The sequence below is a fragment of the Streptomyces sp. NPDC059010 genome (assembly GCF_042740355.1).
Lineage (GTDB): Bacteria > Actinomycetota > Actinomycetes > Streptomycetales > Streptomycetaceae > Streptomyces.
Genome location: NZ_JBHYJA010000004.1, coordinates 52,100 through 70,995, shown reverse-complemented (window position 1 = coordinate 70,995; position 18,896 = coordinate 52,100). Strand labels below are relative to the sequence as shown.

The window sequence follows — 18,896 nt, the reverse complement described above, 5'->3', positions numbered from 1 at the left end:
GTGCATCGCGACTAGGCCAGGCCGCGCCACTGTTGGGCATCAGGTGTTGTCGGGGCTTGGTCAACACGCTTCAATGCGGGGGAACTCGGGGCCGTGAAGGACGGCGTACGGATGTGAAGACCCCTGCCCTGCCGACGGGGTGGCCCCGACGAGCCGCGCGAACGGTCCGACCAACCGTTGTGAACAACCACAGAAAGGCCCCTGCATGCCGCACGCCACTCAGCACGCGGACATCCCTGCCGTCGCCACCGCGGAACTGGACACGGCCCTGCGAGGCGGCCCCTTCCACGTCGCCCTGCGTGCCGCGATAGCCGCCCGGGGACTGCCGCTGCAGCGGGTGCAGCACCATCTCTCCCGTCGTGGCGTGAAGGTCGGTGTCACCAGCCTGAGCTACTGGCAGCAGGGAGCGCGCCGACCGCAGCGCCCCGAGTCGCTGCGTGCGGTGCGTGCGCTGGAGGAGATACTCCAGCTGCCGGAGGAGTCCCTGATCCGGCTGCTCGCCGAGGCGGACGACCACTCCGCCCTGCAGCGGCCCGCGGCGCGCTCCTACCGTTCGCTGGTCGAGGCTTCGGGCGTTCTGGAGCAGCTGCTGGCCGAGCTGGGCTGTCCGGTGGACGGTGGCGTGCACACCCTGGCCCACCACGAGCGGGTACGGATCGGGGCGCGCCGTGAGCTTGCGGGACGCGAGTCGCACCACATCGTGCGCGCCCACAAGGACGGCGTTGACCGTTTCGTGGCCGTCCATCACGGCGACCCGGGGTGCGCACCGGAGCGCATGAAGGTGCAGGCCCTGGAGAACTGCCGCACAGGACGGGTCCGTTGGCACCAGGACACCGGTGTCCTCGTGGCCGAGCTGATCTTCGGCACACGCCTACGGGCGGGCGACACCTATCTCTTCCGGTACGGCGTCGAGGACGGCACGGCCGAAGTGTCCCGCGAGTACGCCCGGGGCTTCCCGCTCGCGGGCGGCCAGTACGCCCTCCAGGTCCACTTCGCCGAGAACGCCCTCCCGGTCCGCTGCCACCGGTTCGCCCAGCACTCGGCGGCAGCGCCCCGCAGCGGCCGGCAGGGGCTGGCCCTCAGTGGGCTGCACCGCTCGGTCCACCTCGTCGAGCCACGGGTACGGGCGGGGATCGTGGGCATCGGGTGGGAGTGGGAGTGAGGGGCCTCTCCGAAATGGCCTCGGCCCTGCCGATCGCCACGCTCTGACCCTGGTACGGCTTCACGCGCCCCTCGGCAGGCTCACGTGCTCGGTGCCAGGTCACGTGGGCGCACCCCTGGCACATCACGTTGGCGCACCCCTGGCACTTCACGTTGGCGCACCCCGTGACAGGTCACGTTGACGCACCCGGTGACGCGGCCGGTAGCGGGTCACGTTTGACGCACCCAGTGGCGAGTCGTGACAGCGCGTAAACGCTTGCGCAAACGTTTACGTCCGACTCCGAATGGGATACGTTCCCGGCCGGAAGGCTCGCCACTCCCCAGGGAGGGACGCGGCGCAGGCGGAGCAGGGAGGGGATCCCGATGGCGACCATGGCCGACGTCGCGCGGAGTGCCGGCGTGTCCGTGGCGACCGTCTCGCATGTGCTGAACGGCACCCGGCCGGTGCTGCCCCACACCCGCCAGGCGGTGCTGGACGCCGTGGACGAGCTCGGCTACACGCCCAACACGCTCGCCCGTTCCCTGGTGACCTCCCGTACCCGGTCGATCGGGCTCGCGGTGTCGGCGATCAGCAACCCGTATTTCACGGAGATCCTCCAGGGCGTCGAGGCCGCGGCCCTGGAACACGGCTACAGCCTGCTCATCGCCGACCCGCACGACGATCCGGCGCATGAACGCAAGGTCGTCCAGCTGCTGCACGAACGCCGGGTGGACGGCATGATCGTCGCGCCCTCCGCCGACCCGCGCGAACTGATCACCTACCTCGCCCGCCACGACGTACCGACCGTCCTCCTCGATCGCGTGGTCGACACCTCGACGGACGGCTCGCCACGCTTCGACCAGGTCTGCGCCGACAGTGCCGAACCCGTGGCCCGGTTGGTCACCCATCTCGCCGGACTCGGCCACCGGCGGATCGCTCTGGTCGCGGGCCTGCCCGGACTCAGCACCACCGGCGAGCGGCTTGCGGGATACCGGGACGGCCTGGCTGCCGCCGGGCTCGCCCACGACGATCACCTCGTGGTGCACGGCGACTCCGAGTCGGCCGGCGCCGAACAGGCCACCGCCGCTCTGCTGGCACTCGCCACACCGCCCACCGCCCTCGTCACCGCCAACAACACGATGACGATCGGCGCTCTGCGCGCCCTGCAGGACCGCGGTATGTCGGTGCCCGACGACATAGCGCTGTGCTGCTTCGACGACTTCGCCTGGGCCGATCTGTTCTCTCCCCGGCTCACCGCGATAGCCCAGCCCAGCAGGGAGATCGGCGCTCAGGCGGTCCGTGTGCTGCTGGACCGCCTCGCCACGCCGGACCGGCCCGCCCGGACGGTGCGTCTGCCCTGCACCTTCGTGCATCGCACGTCGTGCGGCTGCCCGGAACAGCCGCGGCGGGGGACAGCGGAACAACCGCGGCCGTCGGCGAGGTCCGAGAACGCCCGGACACCCGCGAGCCCAGAGACACGCGCGACGTCCGAGAAGCCCGAGGGCACCGCGAAGCCCCTGCCATCCGCCAGCCCCGAACAGCCCCTGTCCTCCGTGAAAGGAACCGTCTCGTGATCGTCGTCGCCGGTGAGGCCCTGATCGACCTGGTACCGCAGGGCACGGGTGCCCTTGCGGGCCTGAAACCGGCGCTCGGCGGCGGCCCCTACAACACCGCCGTGGCCCTCGGCCGACTCGGCTCCCCCACCGCCTTCTGCTCCCGCATCTCCTACGACGCCTTCGGCGAGGCCCTGCTCGACGGGCTGCGGGAGGCCAAGGTGGACGTGTCGGCCGTGCAGCGCGGCATGGAGCCGACCACCCTCGCGGTCGCCACCATCGACCAGAGTGGCTCGGCCGCCTACTCCTTCTACGTCGACGGCACCGCCGACCGGCTCTTCACGGCACCCCCGGAGCTGCCGGCGGCGGCCCGCGCGGTGTCCTTCGGCACCTGCTCGCTCGTCCTGGAACCGGGGGCGAGCGCCTACGAGGAACTGATGCGGAGCGCGGCCGCGCAAGGCGTGTTCACCGCACTCGACCCGAACATCCGGGCCGGCCTCATCCCCGACCCGGACGGCTACCGGGCGCGGTTCAAGAGCTGGCTTCCGTCGGTGTCGCTGCTGAAGCTGTCCGAGGAGGACGCGCTGTGGCTCGGCGGCACCCCACGCGAGTGGCTGGCCGCGGGGCCTGCGGCCGTCGTGATCACTCAGGGCGGTGACGGGCTGTCCGTCTTCACGCGGGACGGTGCGGTGTATGTCGTCCCGGGCGAGGAGGTCGACGTTGTGGACACGATCGGTGCGGGCGACACCGTGAACGCGGCCCTGTTGCACGGTCTGGCGGCCCAGGACGCCCTGTCCGCCGAGGCGCTCGCGGGACTCGGCGCCAAGGGCTGGACACGGCTGCTGCGGTTCGCGGCGCGGGCTGCCGCGATCACCTGCTCCCGGGCGGGCGCGGAGCCGCCGTACGCCTCCGAACTGGGGGACTTCTAGGAGGCGTTGCCTTTCCATTCCACTGTTGAGGAGTCAAGGTCCGTCAGCGCCGCCTGGATCGGGCAGCTGATGATCAAACGTGCGGCGCCCCACGGGGAGTTCCCGTGGGGCGCCGCACATTTCAGGATTTCTGCGGACTTGGCGTCCGCCGGGCCTCAGGCCTTGCGAGCCCTCGTCGTCTTCTTCGCGGCAGTGGCCTTCTTCGCCGCTGTCGTCTTGGCCGCCGCCGTCTTCGCGGTCGCCGCCTTCTTCGTGGCCCCGGCCGCCTTGTCGGTGGCCTTGTTGTTGACCGTCTTCGTGGCCCTGGCCGTCGCTGTCCTCTTCGCCGTCGTCGCCGAGGCGACCGTCTTCCTGGCCGCCGTCTTGCGCGGGGCCTTCACCGAGGCCGCGTCGCTGATCCGGTCGGCGCCGAGGATCTCGCGCAGGAACTTGCCGGTGTGGCTGGCCGGGACCGCGGCGACCGCCTCGGGGGTGCCCTCGGCGATGACGAGGCCGCCGCCGGCGCCGCCCTCGGGTCCCATGTCCACGACCCAGTCGGCGGTCTTGATCACGTCGAGGTTGTGCTCGATGACGATGACCGTGTTGCCCTTGTCGACCAGGCCGGCGAGGACCTTCAGCAGCTTGCTGATGTCCTCGAAGTGCAGACCGGTGGTCGGCTCGTCGAGGACGTAGACCGTACGGCCGGTGGAGCGCTTCTGCAGCTCGCTGGCGAGCTTGACGCGCTGGGCCTCACCGCCGGACAGGGTGGTCGCGGACTGGCCGAGCCGGACGTAGCCGAGACCGACGTCGTTCAGCGTCTTGAGGTGGCGGTTGATCGCCGGGACGGCCTCGAAGAAGTCCATGGCTTCCTCGATCGGCATGTTCAGGACCTCGGAGATGGACTTGCCCTTGTAGTGGACCTCCAGGGTCTCCCGGTTGTACCGGGCGCCGTGGCAGACCTCGCACGGGACGTAGACGTCCGGGAGGAAGTTCATCTCGATCTTGATCGTGCCGTCGCCCGCGCAGTTCTCGCAGCGGCCGCCCTTGACGTTGAAGGAGAAGCGGCCCGGCATGTAGCCGCGGACCTTCGCCTCGGTGGTCTCGGCGAACAGCTTGCGGATGTGGTCGAAGACGCCGGTGTAGGTCGCCGGGTTCGAGCGCGGGGTGCGGCCGATGGGCGACTGGTCGACGTGTACGACCTTGTCGACGAGGTCGTCGCCGTCCACACGCGTGTGCCGCCCGGGGACGTTACGGGCGCCGTTGAGCTCGCGCGCCAGGTGCGTGTACAGGATGTCGTTGACCAGCGTCGACTTGCCCGAGCCGGATACACCCGTGACGGCGGTGAACACGCCCAGCGGGAACGAGACGTCGATGTCCTGGAGGTTGTTCTCACGGGCGCCGTGGACCGTGAGCTGCCGGGACGGGTCGTGCGGGCGCCGGATGTCGGGCAGCGGGATCGACTTCTTGCCGGCCAGGTACTGACCGGTCATGGATTCGGCGTTGGCGAGCAGTTCCTTCATGGAACCGCTGTGCACGACCTTGCCGCCGTGCTCGCCCGCGCCGGGGCCGATGTCGACGACCCAGTCGGCGACCTTGATGGTGTCCTCGTCGTGCTCCACGACGATGAGCGTGTTGCCCATGTCGCGCAGCCGGACGAGGGTCTCGATGAGCCGGTGGTTGTCGCGCTGGTGCAGGCCGATCGACGGCTCGTCGAGGACGTAGAGCACGCCCACGAGTCCGGAGCCGATCTGGGTGGCCAGACGGATGCGCTGGGCCTCGCCACCGGAGAGGGTGCCGGCCGCGCGGTTGAGCGAGAGGTAGTCCAGGCCGACGTCGACCAGGAACCGCAGCCGCTCGTTGACCTCCTTCAGCACCCGCTCGGCGATCTTCTTGTCGCGGGCGTTGAGCTTCAGCTCTCCCAGGAACTCGGCGCAGTCGCTGATGGACATCGCGGAGACCTCGGCGATCGACTTCCCCATGATCGTGACCGCGAGGACGATCGGCTTCAGACGCGTGCCCTCACAGGTGGGGCAGGGCACCTCGCGCATATAGCCCTCGAAGCGCTCGCGGCTGGCGTCGCTCTCGGCCTCGCTGTGCCGGCGCTTGACGAAGGGGACGGCGCCTTCGAACGGCGTCGTGTAGACCCGTTCGCGGCCGTACCGGTTCCGGTAGCGGACCTCGATCTGCGTCTTGTGGCCGTGGAGCAGCGCCTTCCTGGCCCGCTGCGGCAGGCCCGCGAAGGGGATGTCCGTCCGGAAGCCCAGGGCGTCCGCGAGGGCGCCGATCAGGCGGCCGAAGTAGTCCTTGGTGTGGCCGTGCGACCAGGGGTGGATGGCGCCCTCGTCGAGGGACTTGTCCTCGTCCGGGACGATCAGCTCGGGGTCGACCTCCATGCGCGTGCCGATACCGGTGCACTCGGGGCAGGCGCCGAACGGCGAGTTGAAGGAGAAGGAGCGCGGCTCCAGCTCCTCGAAGGAGAGGTCGTCGTACGGGCAGTAAAGGTGCTCCGAGTACATGCGCTCGCGCTCGGGGTCGTCCTCGGGGAGGTCGACGAAGTCGAGCACGACCATGCCGCCGGCGAGGCCGAGGGCGGTCTCCACGGAGTCGGTGAGGCGGCGCTTGGCGGAGTCCTTCACCGTGAGGCGGTCGATGACCACCTCGATGGTGTGCTTCTCCTGCTTCTTCAGCGTGGGCGGGTTGGACAGCTGGATGGTCTCGCCGTCCACGCGGGCGCGGCTGTAACCCTTGGTCTGGAGATCGGCGAACAGGTCGACGAACTCGCCCTTGCGCTCACGCACCAGCGGCGACAGCACCTGGAAGCGGCTCCCCTCCGGCAGCTCCAGGACCTTGTCGACGATGGCCTGCGGCGACTGGCGGGAGATCGGCCGGCTGCACTGGGGGCAGTGCGGCTTGCCGATGCGCGCGAAGAGCAGACGCAGGTAGTCGTAGACCTCGGTGATGGTGCCGACCGTCGAGCGCGGGTTGCGCGAGGTCGACTTCTGGTCGATGGAGACCGCCGGGGACAGGCCCTCGATGAAGTCGACGTCCGGCTTGTCCATCTGACCGAGGAACTGCCGGGCGTACGACGACAGCGACTCCACGTAGCGCCGCTGTCCTTCGGCGAAGATGGTGTCGAAGGCCAGCGAGGACTTGCCCGACCCTGACAGGCCCGTGAAGACGATGAGCGAGTCGCGCGGCAGGTCGAGCGAGACATTCTTGAGATTGTGCTCGCGCGCGCCACGGACGATGAGACGGTCGGCCACGCCGGTCCGCACCTTTCTTGAGAGAAGTGACAGGGGGCGAGGCCCCCGTGTGTTCTCGGCTTCGAGGCCCCCGTGCTCCCTCAGACTAGGGGGAGCCACTGACAACGCCGTTCGGATTCCCGGATGGGACAACAATCCCGGGGCCTCCAGCATGCCCGACGTCACGACCGACCCTATAGCACGCGCATTCGATTTACGGCACCCGTTCACCACCTTCACCCAAAGGTGTGGCGGGGATAGTGTCAGCACCATGATTGATCACGCTCGTGACCTGGTGTCTGTACGTGAAGCGACCGATCGGCTGCTCACCGCAGCGGCCAAGCTGGACAACGCGTCGGTGACCGAGTCGTCACGGCTCCCCGGCTGGAGCCGCGGTCATGTCCTCGCGCACATCGCCCGCAACGCGGACGCCCTCGTGAACGTCCTCGAAGGGCGCCCCATGTACGCCTCCGCCACCGCCCGGGACGCCGACATCGAGCGGGACGCCCAGCGCCCTCTCGACGTCCAGCTCACCGACGTACGTGAGAGCGGCGCCCGCTTCCAGGAGACCGGAGCGGTCCCCGCGGACTGGTCGCGCACGGTCGAGCTGCGCAACGGGGTCACCGATGCCGCGGCCCGGGTGCCGTTCCGGCGGTGGGTCGAGGTGGAACTGCACCACGTGGATCTCGGGATCGGGTACGAGCTGGAGGATCTGCCGGCGGAGTTCGTGGAGCGGGAGATCGACTTCCTCGCGGATCGGTTCGCCGGGCACCCGGATGTGCCGCCGACCCGTCTCACGGACGGCACGCGCGCGTGGAGCACGGGCCGGGAGGCGGACGCGCCCGAGGTCACCGTCACCGGCTCCGGACCCGACCTGCTCGGCTGGCTCGCCGGGCGCCGCGACGGGGCCGGGCTGGCCGTGGCGGGCGGCGCGCTTCCGTCGCTTCCCCCGCTGTAGCGCCGGGCAGGGCCTTCGCTGCAGCGCCGGGTAGGGCCTTCGGCCGCCCTGCCGCTATAGGCTTCCGCCATGACGTACAGCGGACAGGTGACGGTCGGTGGCCCCGCCGACGTGCACGAGCTCAAGGACCTGATGATCACCAAGATCGCGGTCGGCCCGATGGACAACAACGCCTATCTGCTGCGCTGCCGGGCCACGGACGAGCAGTTGCTGATCGACGCCGCCAACGACGCGGGCGCGCTGCTCGGCATGATCGGTGACGACGGCATCGCGTCCGTCGTCACCACGCACCAGCACGGCGACCACTGGCAAGCGCTCGCCGCGGTCGTCGAGGCCACCGGCGCGCGCACTTACGCCGGGCGGGACGACGCCGACGGCATCCCGGTGCCGACCGACGTACTGGTCGACGACGGCGACACCATCCGAGTGGGGCGCGTGGAGCTCACCGCGCGCCACCTGGTCGGGCACACGCCGGGTTCGATCGCCCTCGTCTACGACGACCCGCACGGGCATCCCCATGTGTTCACCGGGGACTGCCTGTTCCCGGGCGGTGTGGGCAACACCCGTAAGGATCCGAAGGCGTTCGCCAGCCTGATCCATGACGTCGAGACGAAGATCTTCGACGTGCTGCCGGACGAGACATGGGTTTACCCGGGACACGGCAACGACACGACGCTGGGCGCGGAACGGCCACAGCTGCCGGAGTGGCACGCGCGCGGTTGGTGAGCGGGAGTCCGTGAGCGCGGGGCGGACTTGGTGAGCACTGGCCGGGCTTGGTGAGCTCAGACCGCAGGTGGGCGAGCGCCGGGCGCGCACGCCCAACCCGCACCGCGTACTCCCCGCGCACGCGCCCCGTGTGAACCGTTCACACACGCTGGTGCCATGCACGCGCTCCCGGCGCGCGTTGTTGCGCAGTCAACTGGAAGCAGCCCCGCACAGGATGACGGCTCCTGAGCGGAAAGGGCCGCCGGTCTTTCAACCCCGCCCTCGACCGGCGGCCCCGGCGATCGACTGTGTCCCGAGCAGGGTTCGCAGATCTTCGGATCGTGGAGGCGGGGTCACGTGTCCGCGTGTCCCGCCCCTGCCAGCGCCGCGACCCGCTCCACCCCGAACGCGTACCCCTGCACACCGCACCCCGCGATCACGCCGTCGGCGCGCAGGGAGACGTACGAGTGGTGCCGGAAGGACTCGCGCTTGTGGATGTTGGAGATGTGAACCTCCAACACCGGAAGGCCGTCACAGGTGTTGAGCGCATCCAGGATCGCCACCGAGGTGTGCGAGTAGGCGCCGGGGTTGATCACGATCCCGCAGTGGTTCAGCCGTGCCTCGTGGATCCAGTCGACCAGTTCGCCCTCGTGGTTGGACTGCCGGAAGTCGATCGTGCCGCCGTGCGCGGCCGCCGCCTTGGCACACAGGGCCTCGACGTCGGCCAGGGTCTCGGAGCCGTAGATCTCCGGCTGGCGCTGGCCGAGCAGGTTCAGGTTGGGGCCGTTGAGGATCATGATCGGGGCGTTGGCCAGGGTGCGGGGCACGGTTCCTCCGGTCCGTTCGGGATGGGGCGGCCCGTCAGAGACCGCTGCTCAGACCCCGGTTTATCACGGTGCGTGGATCACGCCGTGATCTCGTACCCTGCCAAACCCTCCCCCCGATGCGGATGGGCCGGCCTCGTCCCCGTAGACGGCCCTGCCCGGCGCATCACGGTCACGTACTGACGAAGCCCCGGCGCGCCCGTACGCCCCCGTAACTCGCGGTCACCGTGGGTAGTTGACGCAGCATGCACGACGTACGCACCGTAAGGGCGCCCTCCATGCTGCGGCTCGCGGCCGCCTCGCTCGCCGGCACGGCCATCGAGTTCTACGACTTCTTCGTCTACGGGACCGCCGCGGCGCTGGTCCTGGGGCCGCTCTTCTTCCCGACGTTCTCACCGGTGGCGGGAACCCTGGCCGCCTTCGCCACGTTCGGCGTGGGCTTTGTGGCGCGGCCACTGGGATCGGTGCTCTTCGGGCACATCGGGGACCGGCACGGGCGCCGCCCGGTCCTCGTCGCCTCGCTGCTGCTGACCGGCGCCTCCACGGTCGCGGTCGGCTGTGTCCCGACGTACGACACCATCGGTGTGCTCGCTCCCCTGCTGCTGCTCCTGCTGCGCTTTCTGCAGGGGCTCGGCCTCGGCGGCGAGTGGGGCGGGGCCGTACTGCTGACCGTGGAGCACGCGCCGGCCGGGCGCCGCGGTCTGTGGTCGAGCTTTCCTCAGGTCGGGCCCGCGCTCGGCTTTCTGCTCGCCAACGGGGTGGTGCTGGGGCTGTCGGCGACGCTGTCCGAGGCTCAATTCGCCGCGTGGGGCTGGCGCGTGCCGTTCTGGGCGGCGGGAGTGCTGGCCGCGGTGGGACTGTGGCTGCGGTCGTCGTTCGCCGAGAGCCCCCGGTTCCTCGAAATCGACGACCACGCGCGCGTGCCGCTCGCCGAGGTCGTCCGCTACCACTGGCGGCTCGTGCTGTTGACGGCCGGGGCGCTGTCGATCGGATACGCGATCTTCTACGCCGTGACGACCTGGTCGCTCGCGTACGGCACGGAACGGCTCGGTGTGAGCCGCGACGTCATGCTGATCTGCATCATGGGCGCGGTGGTGGTGATGGGCGCGCTCACGCCGCCGGTGGCGATGCTCGGCGACCGGTACGGGAGGCGGCCCCTGTGTCTGATCGGATGCGCTGCCTCGGCACTGTGGATGTTCCCGATGGTCGCGCTTCTCGCGACCGGCGCGCCGCTGCCGATGTTCCTGGGCTTCGTGGGGGCGATGCTCTCGTTCATCACGATGTTCGCCGTCATCGCCGCGTATCTGCCGGAACTGTACGAGCCCCGGGTGCGCTGCACGGGTGCCGCGGTGGGCTACAACCTCGGCGGCGTACTCGGGGGCGCGGTGACGCCCATCGCGGCGACGGCACTCGCCGAGCAGGGCGGCCGGGTGCCCTGGGCCGTAGGGGCGTACATGACAGGGGTCGCACTCCTCAGCCTGGGGTGCTTCGCGCTGCTGCCCGAGACGCGTCCGGAGCCCGCGGTGGTGGCGGAGCCCGCCACTGGGTGACGGGCTCCGGGACACGGCAGCACGAAGGACCTTCGGCCACGGGACACGGCGGGCTACGGGTTGATCGCGAGTTCCAGATACGCCGCGAACAGCACCAGATGGACGCCGCCCTGCAGCGGCGTCGCCCGCCCCGGCACCACCGTCAGCGAGCTCACCACCACCGTCAGGGCGAGCAGCACCAGGTGGGTGGGGCCGAGACCGAGGACGAGCGGGCCCGAGAGCCAGATGGAGGCCAGGGCGACGGCGGGGATGGTCAGGCCGATGCTGGCCATCGCCGAGCCGAGCGCGAGGTTCAGGCTGGTCTGCACGCGGTCACGGCGGGCGGAGCGCAGTGCGGCGATCGTCTCGGGGAGCAGCACCAGCAGGGCGATGACCACGCCGACGACGGCGTGGTGCAGACCGGCGGCCTCCACACCGGACTCGATGGTGGGCGACACCCCCTTGGCCAGACCGACCACGCCGATCAGAGCCAGGCTCAGCAGCCCCAGACTGATCCATGCGGTGCGGGCGGAGGGCGCGTCGGCATGGTCGTCCGCGGTGATCACATCGCCCTGTCGGGTGATGGGGAGGAAGTAGTCACGGTGGCGTACGGTCTGCGTCGCCACGAACAGGCCGTACAGGATCAGCGAGGAGAGCGCGGCGAACGTCAGCTGCACGCTGGAGAACTCCGGGCCGGGCTTGCTGGTGGTGAACGTCGGCAGCACCAGGCTGAGCGTGGCGAGGGTGGCGACGGTCGCGAGCGCGGCGCCGGTGCCCTCGGGGTTGAAGACCGCCGTGCGGTGCCGCAGCGAGGCGACCAGCAGGCACAGGCCGACGATGCCGTTGCAGGTGATCATCACCGCCGCGAAGACGGTGTCCCGGGCGAGGGTGGAGCTCTTGTCGCCGCCGTCGATCATCAGGGTCACGATCAGGGCGACCTCGATGATCGTGACGGCGATGGCGAGGACGAGTGAGCCGAAGGGTTCGCCGACCCGGTGCGCGACCACTTCGGCGTGGTGCACGGCGGCCAGGACGGCTCCGGCGAGGATCAGCGTCACCAGCGCGACGAGCGCGCCGGGCAGGTCCCGTCCCCAGGTGAAGGCCAGGAGGAAGACCGCGAGCACGGGCACGAGGTACGTCCACCCGGTTGTGAGCGACCTGAGCCGATCGATCATGGAGCGATCGTCGCAGAGGCCCTGCGGGTTCGCATTCCGGTCCGTGGGGTGGTCAGGGCGGTTGTCAGGCGGCCCCGCGCCCTGCGGATGCGGGGCCCCTGTGGGTTGTATGTCGCTACGCGAAATCGGTCATCTCCTGTACGTCGCAGTCCGTGAAGGACGGCGGCCTGGTGCACAGCGCGGCCATCTGCTCCGCGAACTTGGTCGTCTCGGGGTCGTCGCTGTTGCGCATGGCGTCCTCGTGGGAGTCGAACTCGATCACTACGAGGTAGCGGTTGGCCTCGCCCCGGTCCTTGAGGACGAGACGGCGCTTGGGGCCGCCGCTGCGGCCCGCCAGGCTCTGTTCGGTCTCGTGGGCCAGTTCTCGCATCTCGTCGATGCGCTCGGTCTCGAAGTCGATGATCTGCACGAACTTCATGGGTGCGTCCACAGGTGCCTCCACCCCCGGCGGTGGTGTCCCCGGCCGGGGACACCCAGCACCCAACGAAGCACCGGGGGTGGTGCTCGGCAATCGGCTGGGCACCACCCCCGGTGTTGGTTCTTCCTACGTCCGACGTGGTCAGACGTCGATGCTGTCCTTCGGAGCGCTTTCGCTGCCCTCCTGCGCCGCCTCGGCCGCCGCCTGCTTCTTGGAGGCCCGCAGACTGGTGATCGTGGTGATGATCAGGACCGAGCAGATCACGCCGAGCGAGACCGGAATGCTGATCTCAGGGACGTGGACGCCGGACTCGTGCAGCGCGTGCAGCACCAGCTTGACGCCGATGAAGCCGAGGATGATCGACAGCCCGTAACTGAGGTGGACGAGCTTCTTCAGCAGTCCGCCGATCAGGAAGTACAGCTGCCTGAGGCCCATCAGCGCGAAGGCGTTGGCCGTGAAGACGATGTACGGGTCCTGCGTCAGGCCGAAGATCGCCGGGATGGAGTCGAGGGCGAAGAGCACGTCCGTCGTGCCGATCGCAAGCATCACGACCAGCATCGGGGTCATGACCCGCTTGCCGTTCTCCTGGATCCACAGCTTGGTGCCGTGGTAGCGGTCGGCTACACCGAACCTGCGCTCGGCCGCCTTCAGCAGCTTGTTCTCCTCGAACTCCTCGTCATCCTCGTCGGCCCGGGCCTCCTGGATGAGCTTCCAGGCGGTCCAGATCAGGAAGGCGCCGAAGAGATAGAACACCCACGCGAAGCTTGCGAGGATCGCCGCACCCGCGGCGATGAAGATGGCTCGCAGCACCAAGGCTATGAGGACACCCACCAGCAGCACTCGCTGCTGGTACTGGGACGGCACCGCGAACTTCGCCATGATCAGGACGAAGACGAAGAGGTTGTCGACGCTCAGTGACTTCTCGGTGATGAAGCCCGCGAAGAACTCGCCGGCGGGCTGTCCGCCGCCGAAGATCAGCAGGCCGAGCCCGAACAGGGCGGCCAGGGCGATCCAGACGACCGTCCAGATTCCGGCTTCCTTGATCGACACGTCATGCGGCTTGCGGCCGATGAAGAAGTCGACGGCGATCAGGGCGGCAAGGCCCACGATGGTCAGGACCCATAGGGTCGTGGAAACTTCCACTGCGCCTCCGGCAGTCGTAACGGCAAATGTCAGCGTCGTCGCGCGCCGGAGGTCTCTTCCACCCAAGATGGGCCGACGCCCCGGGATCTGGCCTGATCCGTATTGACGGGTACGTCGCAGCAGACAGGGAGTACTCCCCTCCGTGGGAAGAACAGTACCCCAATTACCAAGGAAAGGTAAAGTGCTTGGCAAAAGAAATGCCAAGTGTGCTGGTCAGGGGCGCTTTACCGGTACTTGGCCCGAGCTTCGGCGACCTGCGCGAGCACCTGCTGGAGCACCTGGCTGCCGGGCGGCACGAGCGGCGGCTCGTAGGTCCAGGCGTGCCCCACCCACGGGTCGGCGAGATGGTCGTCCGGCACCGGTGTCAGTCGCAGCAGCGAACGCCACAGCGGGTCGAGCAACGGGCCGTAACCGGCGGCCTCCTCACGGTCCGCGACCATCATCAGGTGGACGCCGACGACGGACCCCTCGTCCGCCAGGTAGCGCAGCTGGTTCACGGCACGGTCGTCGAAGCCGTGCGGAAAGTCGTTGACGATCAGCAGCTGCTGGGAGGTGTCGAACCCGGGCGGCAGGGAGTCGGGCGCACCGGCGCGCACGGCCATCTGCACCAGGTCGACGCGCTGGGTGAGCCGTGCGAGGACGTCCGCGACACCGGCCGCGCCCACGGCCGGCGGGGCCGCGAGCACACCGGTCTGCACCAGGGGTGCGAGGGCCTGTGCGCCCGAACCGGCCGGATCGATGACGTGCACGGTGAACTCGCCCGCCGGGTAGACGGCGAGCAGTCGTGCCGCGTGCGCCACCGCCGTATCCATGGCGAGACGCCGCAGGTCATGGGCGTCCGTGAACGAGCCGTCGAGCGACCCGTCGCGTCCGCTGTCGATCCACAGGCCGCGCTCCAGAGGCAGCCGGACCAGCATCGGGATGCGCAGATCGGCGCTCTCGGGCAGATGGAGGTCGCCCAGGCGCAGAGCCATGGGGATCTCCATCGGTACGCGGTAGCCGTGCCAGGCCGGGTTGTCCCAGCGCGCGTACGCGGGCGGCAGCGCGGGTTCGACGACGTCGGACTCCGCGGTGAGCTGGGCGATGTCCCGGTCGAGCGCGGCCCTGGCCTGATTGACGAGCTGGGAGTGCTTGGCCTGGGCCGCCTCGCGTGCGGCGTCGCCCTGTCCGCCGATCCGGCTGCGCGGGTCCGACAGGACCTGGTCGAGTTCCTTCTCCATGCGCGAGTCGGCGAAGTCGACCGCGCTGCGGTAGGCGGCGGCGGTACGGGCCAGGTCCTCGAACATGCCCCACACCTGGTTGTAGAGCCGCTCGTCCATGGACCAGCCGGTGGCGTCGCCCGCGACGGGCTGCGCGGGCTGTCCGGGCTGGGCCGGGGGCGCGGTCGGCGGAGGAGGTGGCGGAGCGGCGCTCTGACGGCGCGGGTGGCTGTAGTCGATCGGGCCACCGGACGTGGAGGTGGACGGCTGGGCGGGGTCGCCGGCTCCCGTCCCGCCCTGGTACGGCGGCTGCGGCGCGGGCTGACCCGGTGCACCCGGCGTCTGGGCGCCGTACGGGGAATTCGGCGGCGTCGGCTGCCCGGGCCCGCCGGGCGGCTGGGTGCCGTAGGGCGATGTCTGCTGGGGCGGTACCGGGCCGGGGGCGCCCTGGGGTGCGGGGCCGCTCTGGTCCGGGCCGAGTGCGGGTGCGGCCGCCTGTCGGGAGCGGTCGCCGTCCGTCCGTGGCGGAGGTGCCGGCACGGAGCGGGCCACACCCTGGGCCACCGCCTCGTTGATGCCGCCCGCGAGTTGGTGGGCCTGGGGCAGGCCCTGGTCGGTGAAGAGGTCGGCGAGGCCACCGGCGTAGCCCTGGCCGATCGCGCGCACCTTCCAGGCGCCCTGCCGGCGGTAGAGCTCCAGGGCGACCACGGCGGACTCGGCCTCCAGGCCGGTGACGGTGTAGCTGGCGATCTCGACGCCGTCGAGGCCGGTGACCGCGACGAAGGGGGTCGGGACGGCGCCGAAACGGGTCGGGCCGCCGACGCCGACCGGCAGGGCGAGCAGCACACTGACTCGGTGGACGGCTTCCGGCATGGCGTCCAGGTCCACCGCGAGGCGATGGTCGGCGGCCGCCTGCCGGGAGACCTCAAGACCGGGCAGGGTGGGGGCGCCGGGGTGGGCCACCCATTCGACGCCGTGGATCTTCCCCTGCTCGTCGCCGAGCGTGGCCCCGGCCACGATCGGTGCGCCGGCCGAGACCCGGATCTCCAGACGGGCCTGGGAGAGCGGGTGGTTCTGCCCCCGCACCAGCTCGGCCGTCATGCCTTCGTCCCCCTGTTGTCGCTTGTCTTGTCGTGTGCCGCTCGCCGGGCGGCCCGGCGGGTCCTACAGGTGCGGCAGGATCGACGGCATCAGGTCCTGGAAGGTGCGGCCGTTGGCCGGGGTGCCGAGGGCCGTCATCGTCCAGCCCGGGCCCGAGCGGTGCACCTTCGCCATGATCTGGGCCGTGTAGGCGCCGCCACCGGCGAGGGTGTAACGGGCGAGCTCCTGGCCGTTGGTCTCGTCGACCAGGCGGCAGAAGGCGTTCTCCACTTCCTGGAAGGTCTGGCCCGTGAAGGAGTTCACGGTGAACACGATCTGGTCGATGTGGACCGGGATGCGCGCGAGGTCGACGAGGATCGCCTCGTCGTCGCCGCCCTGGCCGACACCGCCGACGAGGTTGTCACCGGTGTGGCGCACGGAGCCGTCGTCGCTCACCAGGTGGCGGAAGAAGACGACGTCGACCGGCTGCTTGTCCGCGAAGAGGACGGCGGAGGCGTCAAGGTCGACCTCCCGCGTGCGCGAGCCGAACAGGCCGCGCCGGGGAGCCGCCTGCCAGCCGAGACCCATGCGCACCGCGGTCAGGCTGCCCCCGTCGTTCTTCTGCAGACTGATGGCCTGACCCTTGGTCATGTTGACGGTCACGTGCTGATTCCCCTCTCGAACTGTCCCCTGTTGGCCGCGGGCTCCGCGGATGACCAGAACCCTACGCAGGGGCACTGACAGTGCCGTACCCCGGTCCGCACTTTGTGTCGGTCTTGCAACACAGCGCGTGCTCGGACGGGCCTCGAAGGCCGATCGGGAGCGCCGGTTCCGGGGAGCGGACCGGCGCCCATGGCCCGTCAGGCCAGGCCTGCCTCCTTCATCTGGCGCAGTTCCTTCTTCATTTCGGCCACCTCGTCGCGCAGCCGGGCCGCGATCTCGAACTGCAGATCGGCGGCCGCGGCGCGCATACGCTCCGTCAACTCCTCGATCTGCTCGGCGAGATCGGCCGCCGGCCGGTCGGTCGGCACCGTCTCCTTCGCCTTGCCCTTGGCGGACTTGGTCGCCTTCGCGCCCTTGGCCGCCTTGTCGCCGAGGGAGGGCACGGGGGCCTTGGTGCCGCGGCCGTCCTTCTTGGCCCGGTAGCCCGTGCCGAGCAGCTGCTCGGTGTCGACGTCCTCGCGGGCGATCTGCGCGACGATGTCGTTGATCTTCTTGCGCAGCGGCTGCGGGTCGATGCCTTTCGCCTTGTTGTACGCGACCTGCTTCTCCCGGCGGCGGTTGGTCTCGTCGATGGCCTTCTCCATCGCCGGGGTGATCTTGTCGGCGTACATGTGGACCTGGCCGGAGACGTTACGTGCGGCACGGCCGATGGTCTGGATGAGGGACGTGCCCGAGCGCAGGAAGCCCTCCTTGTCGGCGTCCAGGATCGCCACCAGGGACACCTCGGGAAGGTCGAGGCCCTCACGCAGCAGGTTGATGCCGACGAGGACGTCGAACTCGCCGGCACGCAGCTCACGCAGCAGCTCGACACGGCGCAGGGTGTCGACGTCGCTGTGGAGATAGCGCACCTGGATGCCGAGCTCCAGGAAGTAGTCCGTGAGGTCCTCGGCCATCTTCTTGGTGAGGGTGGTGACCAGGACGCGCTCGTCCTTCTCGACGCGCTCGCGGATCTCGTGCACCAGGTCGTCGATCTGGCCCTCGGTGGGCTTGACCACGACCTCCGGGTCGACCAGGCCGGTGGGGCGGATGATCTGCTCGACCTGACCGTCGCCGCGGGAGAGCTCGTAGTTGCCGGGGGTCGCCGACAGGTAGACGGTCTGCCCGATGCGTCCCTGGAACTCCTCCCACTTCAAGGGGCGGTTGTCGAGGGCGGAAGGCAGGCGGAAGCCGTGGTCGACCAGGGTGCGCTTGCGGGAGGCGTCACCCTCGTACATGGCCCCGATCTGCGGCACCGTCACATGCGACTCGTCGATGACCAGCAGGAAGTCCTCGGGGAAGTAGTCCAGCAGGGTGTTCGGCGCGGAGCCGGGCGAGCGGCCGTCGAAGTGCATCGAGTAGTTCTCGACGCCGGAGCAGGAGCCGATCTGGCGGAGCATCTCCAGGTCGTACGTCGTACGCATGCGCAGGCGCTGGGCCTCCAGGAGCTTGCCCTGTTTCTCCAGTTCGGCGAGGCGCTCCCCCAGCTCCTTCTCGATGTCGTTGACGGCCCGCTCCATGCGCTCCGGGCCCGCGACGTAGTGGGAGGCCGGGAACACGTACAGCTGCTCGTCGTCGCTGATGATCTCGCCGGTCAGCGGGTGCAGCGTGGAGAGGGCCTCGATCTCGTCGCCGAACATCTCGATGCGGACGGCGAGCTCCTCGTAGACCGGGAAGATCTCGATGGTGTCGCCGCGCACCCGGAAGGTGCCACGGGAGAAGGCCAGGTCGTTGCGGGTGTACTGGATGTCCACGAAACGGCGCAGCAGTTGGTCCCGGTCGATCTCGTCGCCGACCTTGAGGGGGACCATGCGGTCCACGTACTCCTGGGGAGTACCGAGGCCGTAGATGCAGGAGACCGAGGCGACCACGACGACGTCTCGGCGGGTGAGCAGCGAGTTGGTCGCGGAGTGGCGCAGTCGCTCGACCTCCTCGTTGATCGAGGAGTCCTTCTCGATGTAGGTGTCCGACTGCGGGACGTAGGCCTCGGGCTGGTAGTAGTCGTAGTACGAGACGAAGTACTCGACGGCGTTGTTCGGCAGGAGCTCGCGGAATTCGTTCGCCAGCTGGGCGGCCAGCGTCTTGTTCGGCGCCATCACCAGGGTGGGGCGCTGGAGCTTCTCGATCATCCACGCGGTGGTGGCGGACTTGCCTGTGCCGGTCGCGCCGAGCAGGACGACGTCCTTCTCACCGGACTCGATTCGCCGGGCGAGCTCGGCGATGGCCTGCGGCTGGTCGCCGCTGGGCTGGTAGGGGCTGACGACCTCGAAGGGCGCCACCGTGCGTTCGATGCTGGAAACGGGCCGCATGGAACCCACCGTA

General features: G+C 69.7%; 14 protein-coding genes. 6 read left to right on the top strand and 8 right to left on the bottom strand.

The features are described from left to right. The first annotated feature begins 205 nt into the window (after window positions 1–205). From ACFWYS_RS05275 to ACFWYS_RS05265, 3 genes are all read left to right on the top strand, one after another. Window positions 206–1,162, top strand: a complete 957-nt coding sequence (locus ACFWYS_RS05275) for a hypothetical protein (RefSeq protein WP_384763574.1) — start codon at window positions 206–208, stop codon at window positions 1,160–1,162. A gap of 362 nt (window positions 1,163–1,524) precedes the next feature. Next, window positions 1,525–2,715: a LacI family DNA-binding transcriptional regulator gene (locus ACFWYS_RS05270; protein ID WP_384763572.1), complete on the top strand. Its 1,191-nt coding sequence runs from the start codon at window positions 1,525–1,527 to the stop codon at window positions 2,713–2,715. Then, a complete protein-coding gene (locus ACFWYS_RS05265) occupies window positions 2,712–3,623 on the top strand; it encodes a carbohydrate kinase (RefSeq protein WP_384763569.1) in 912 nt (303 codons plus the stop codon). Before ACFWYS_RS05270 ends, ACFWYS_RS05265 begins: the two co-directional genes overlap by 4 nt. 155 nt (window positions 3,624–3,778) lie before the next feature. Here ACFWYS_RS05265 and uvrA read toward each other — a convergent pair whose 3' ends face one another. Then, window positions 3,779–6,865 carry an excinuclease ABC subunit UvrA gene (uvrA, locus tag ACFWYS_RS05260; protein ID WP_384763566.1) on the bottom strand — a complete coding sequence of 1,029 codons (3,087 nt, stop codon included), beginning with the start codon at window positions 6,863–6,865 and terminating at the stop codon, window positions 3,779–3,781. 250 nt (window positions 6,866–7,115) lie between these two features. Here uvrA and ACFWYS_RS05255 point away from each other — a divergent pair, with 250 nt between their 5' ends. Together ACFWYS_RS05255 and ACFWYS_RS05250 are read left to right on the top strand one after the other, a co-directional pair. Further along, the gene (locus ACFWYS_RS05255) at window positions 7,116–7,802 is read left to right on the top strand and encodes a maleylpyruvate isomerase family mycothiol-dependent enzyme (protein WP_384763564.1); all 687 of its coding nucleotides are present in this window, start codon (window positions 7,116–7,118) and stop codon (window positions 7,800–7,802) included. A 69-nt stretch (window positions 7,803–7,871) separates the two neighbouring features. Beyond that, a complete protein-coding gene (locus ACFWYS_RS05250; RefSeq protein WP_384763561.1) occupies window positions 7,872–8,528 on the top strand; it encodes an MBL fold metallo-hydrolase in 657 nt (218 codons plus the stop codon). 332 nt (window positions 8,529–8,860) lie between these two features. Here the strand turns inward: ACFWYS_RS05250 and aroQ are convergent, their stop codons facing one another. Next, on the bottom strand, window positions 8,861–9,334 hold the full coding sequence (gene aroQ, locus ACFWYS_RS05245; protein WP_384763559.1) for a type II 3-dehydroquinate dehydratase: 474 nt from the start codon (window positions 9,332–9,334) through the stop codon (window positions 8,861–8,863). A 242-nt stretch (window positions 9,335–9,576) separates the two neighbouring features. Here aroQ and ACFWYS_RS05240 point away from each other — a divergent pair, with 242 nt between their 5' ends. Continuing rightward, window positions 9,577–10,881: an MFS transporter gene (locus ACFWYS_RS05240; protein ID WP_384763557.1), complete on the top strand. Its 1,305-nt coding sequence runs from the start codon at window positions 9,577–9,579 to the stop codon at window positions 10,879–10,881. Between the two features lie 53 nt (window positions 10,882–10,934). Here the strand turns inward: ACFWYS_RS05240 and ACFWYS_RS05235 are convergent, their stop codons facing one another. From ACFWYS_RS05235 to uvrB, 6 genes are all read right to left on the bottom strand, one after another. Beyond that, the gene (locus ACFWYS_RS05235; protein WP_384763554.1) at window positions 10,935–12,035 is read right to left on the bottom strand and encodes a calcium:proton antiporter; all 1,101 of its coding nucleotides are present in this window, start codon (window positions 12,033–12,035) and stop codon (window positions 10,935–10,937) included. Window positions 12,036–12,150: 115 nt separating this feature from the next. Then, on the bottom strand, window positions 12,151–12,453 hold the full coding sequence (locus ACFWYS_RS05230; protein ID WP_384764111.1) for a hypothetical protein: 303 nt from the start codon (window positions 12,451–12,453) through the stop codon (window positions 12,151–12,153). Window positions 12,454–12,594: 141 nt separating this feature from the next. Next, complete coding sequence (locus ACFWYS_RS05225) at window positions 12,595–13,596, bottom strand: TerC/Alx family metal homeostasis membrane protein (RefSeq protein WP_384763552.1); 1,002 nt, start codon at window positions 13,594–13,596, stop codon at window positions 12,595–12,597. A gap of 224 nt (window positions 13,597–13,820) precedes the next feature. Further along, window positions 13,821–15,896: a TerD family protein gene (locus tag ACFWYS_RS05220; RefSeq protein ID WP_384763549.1), complete on the bottom strand. Its 2,076-nt coding sequence runs from the start codon at window positions 15,894–15,896 to the stop codon at window positions 13,821–13,823. Window positions 15,897–15,959: 63 nt separating this feature from the next. Next, a complete protein-coding gene (locus tag ACFWYS_RS05215) occupies window positions 15,960–16,538 on the bottom strand; it encodes a TerD family protein (protein WP_272117788.1) in 579 nt (192 codons plus the stop codon). A 197-nt stretch (window positions 16,539–16,735) separates the two neighbouring features. After that, window positions 16,736–18,883 carry an excinuclease ABC subunit UvrB gene (gene uvrB, locus ACFWYS_RS05210; protein WP_384763546.1) on the bottom strand — a complete coding sequence of 716 codons (2,148 nt, stop codon included), beginning with the start codon at window positions 18,881–18,883 and terminating at the stop codon, window positions 16,736–16,738. Window positions 18,884–18,896: the final 13 nt, after the last annotated feature.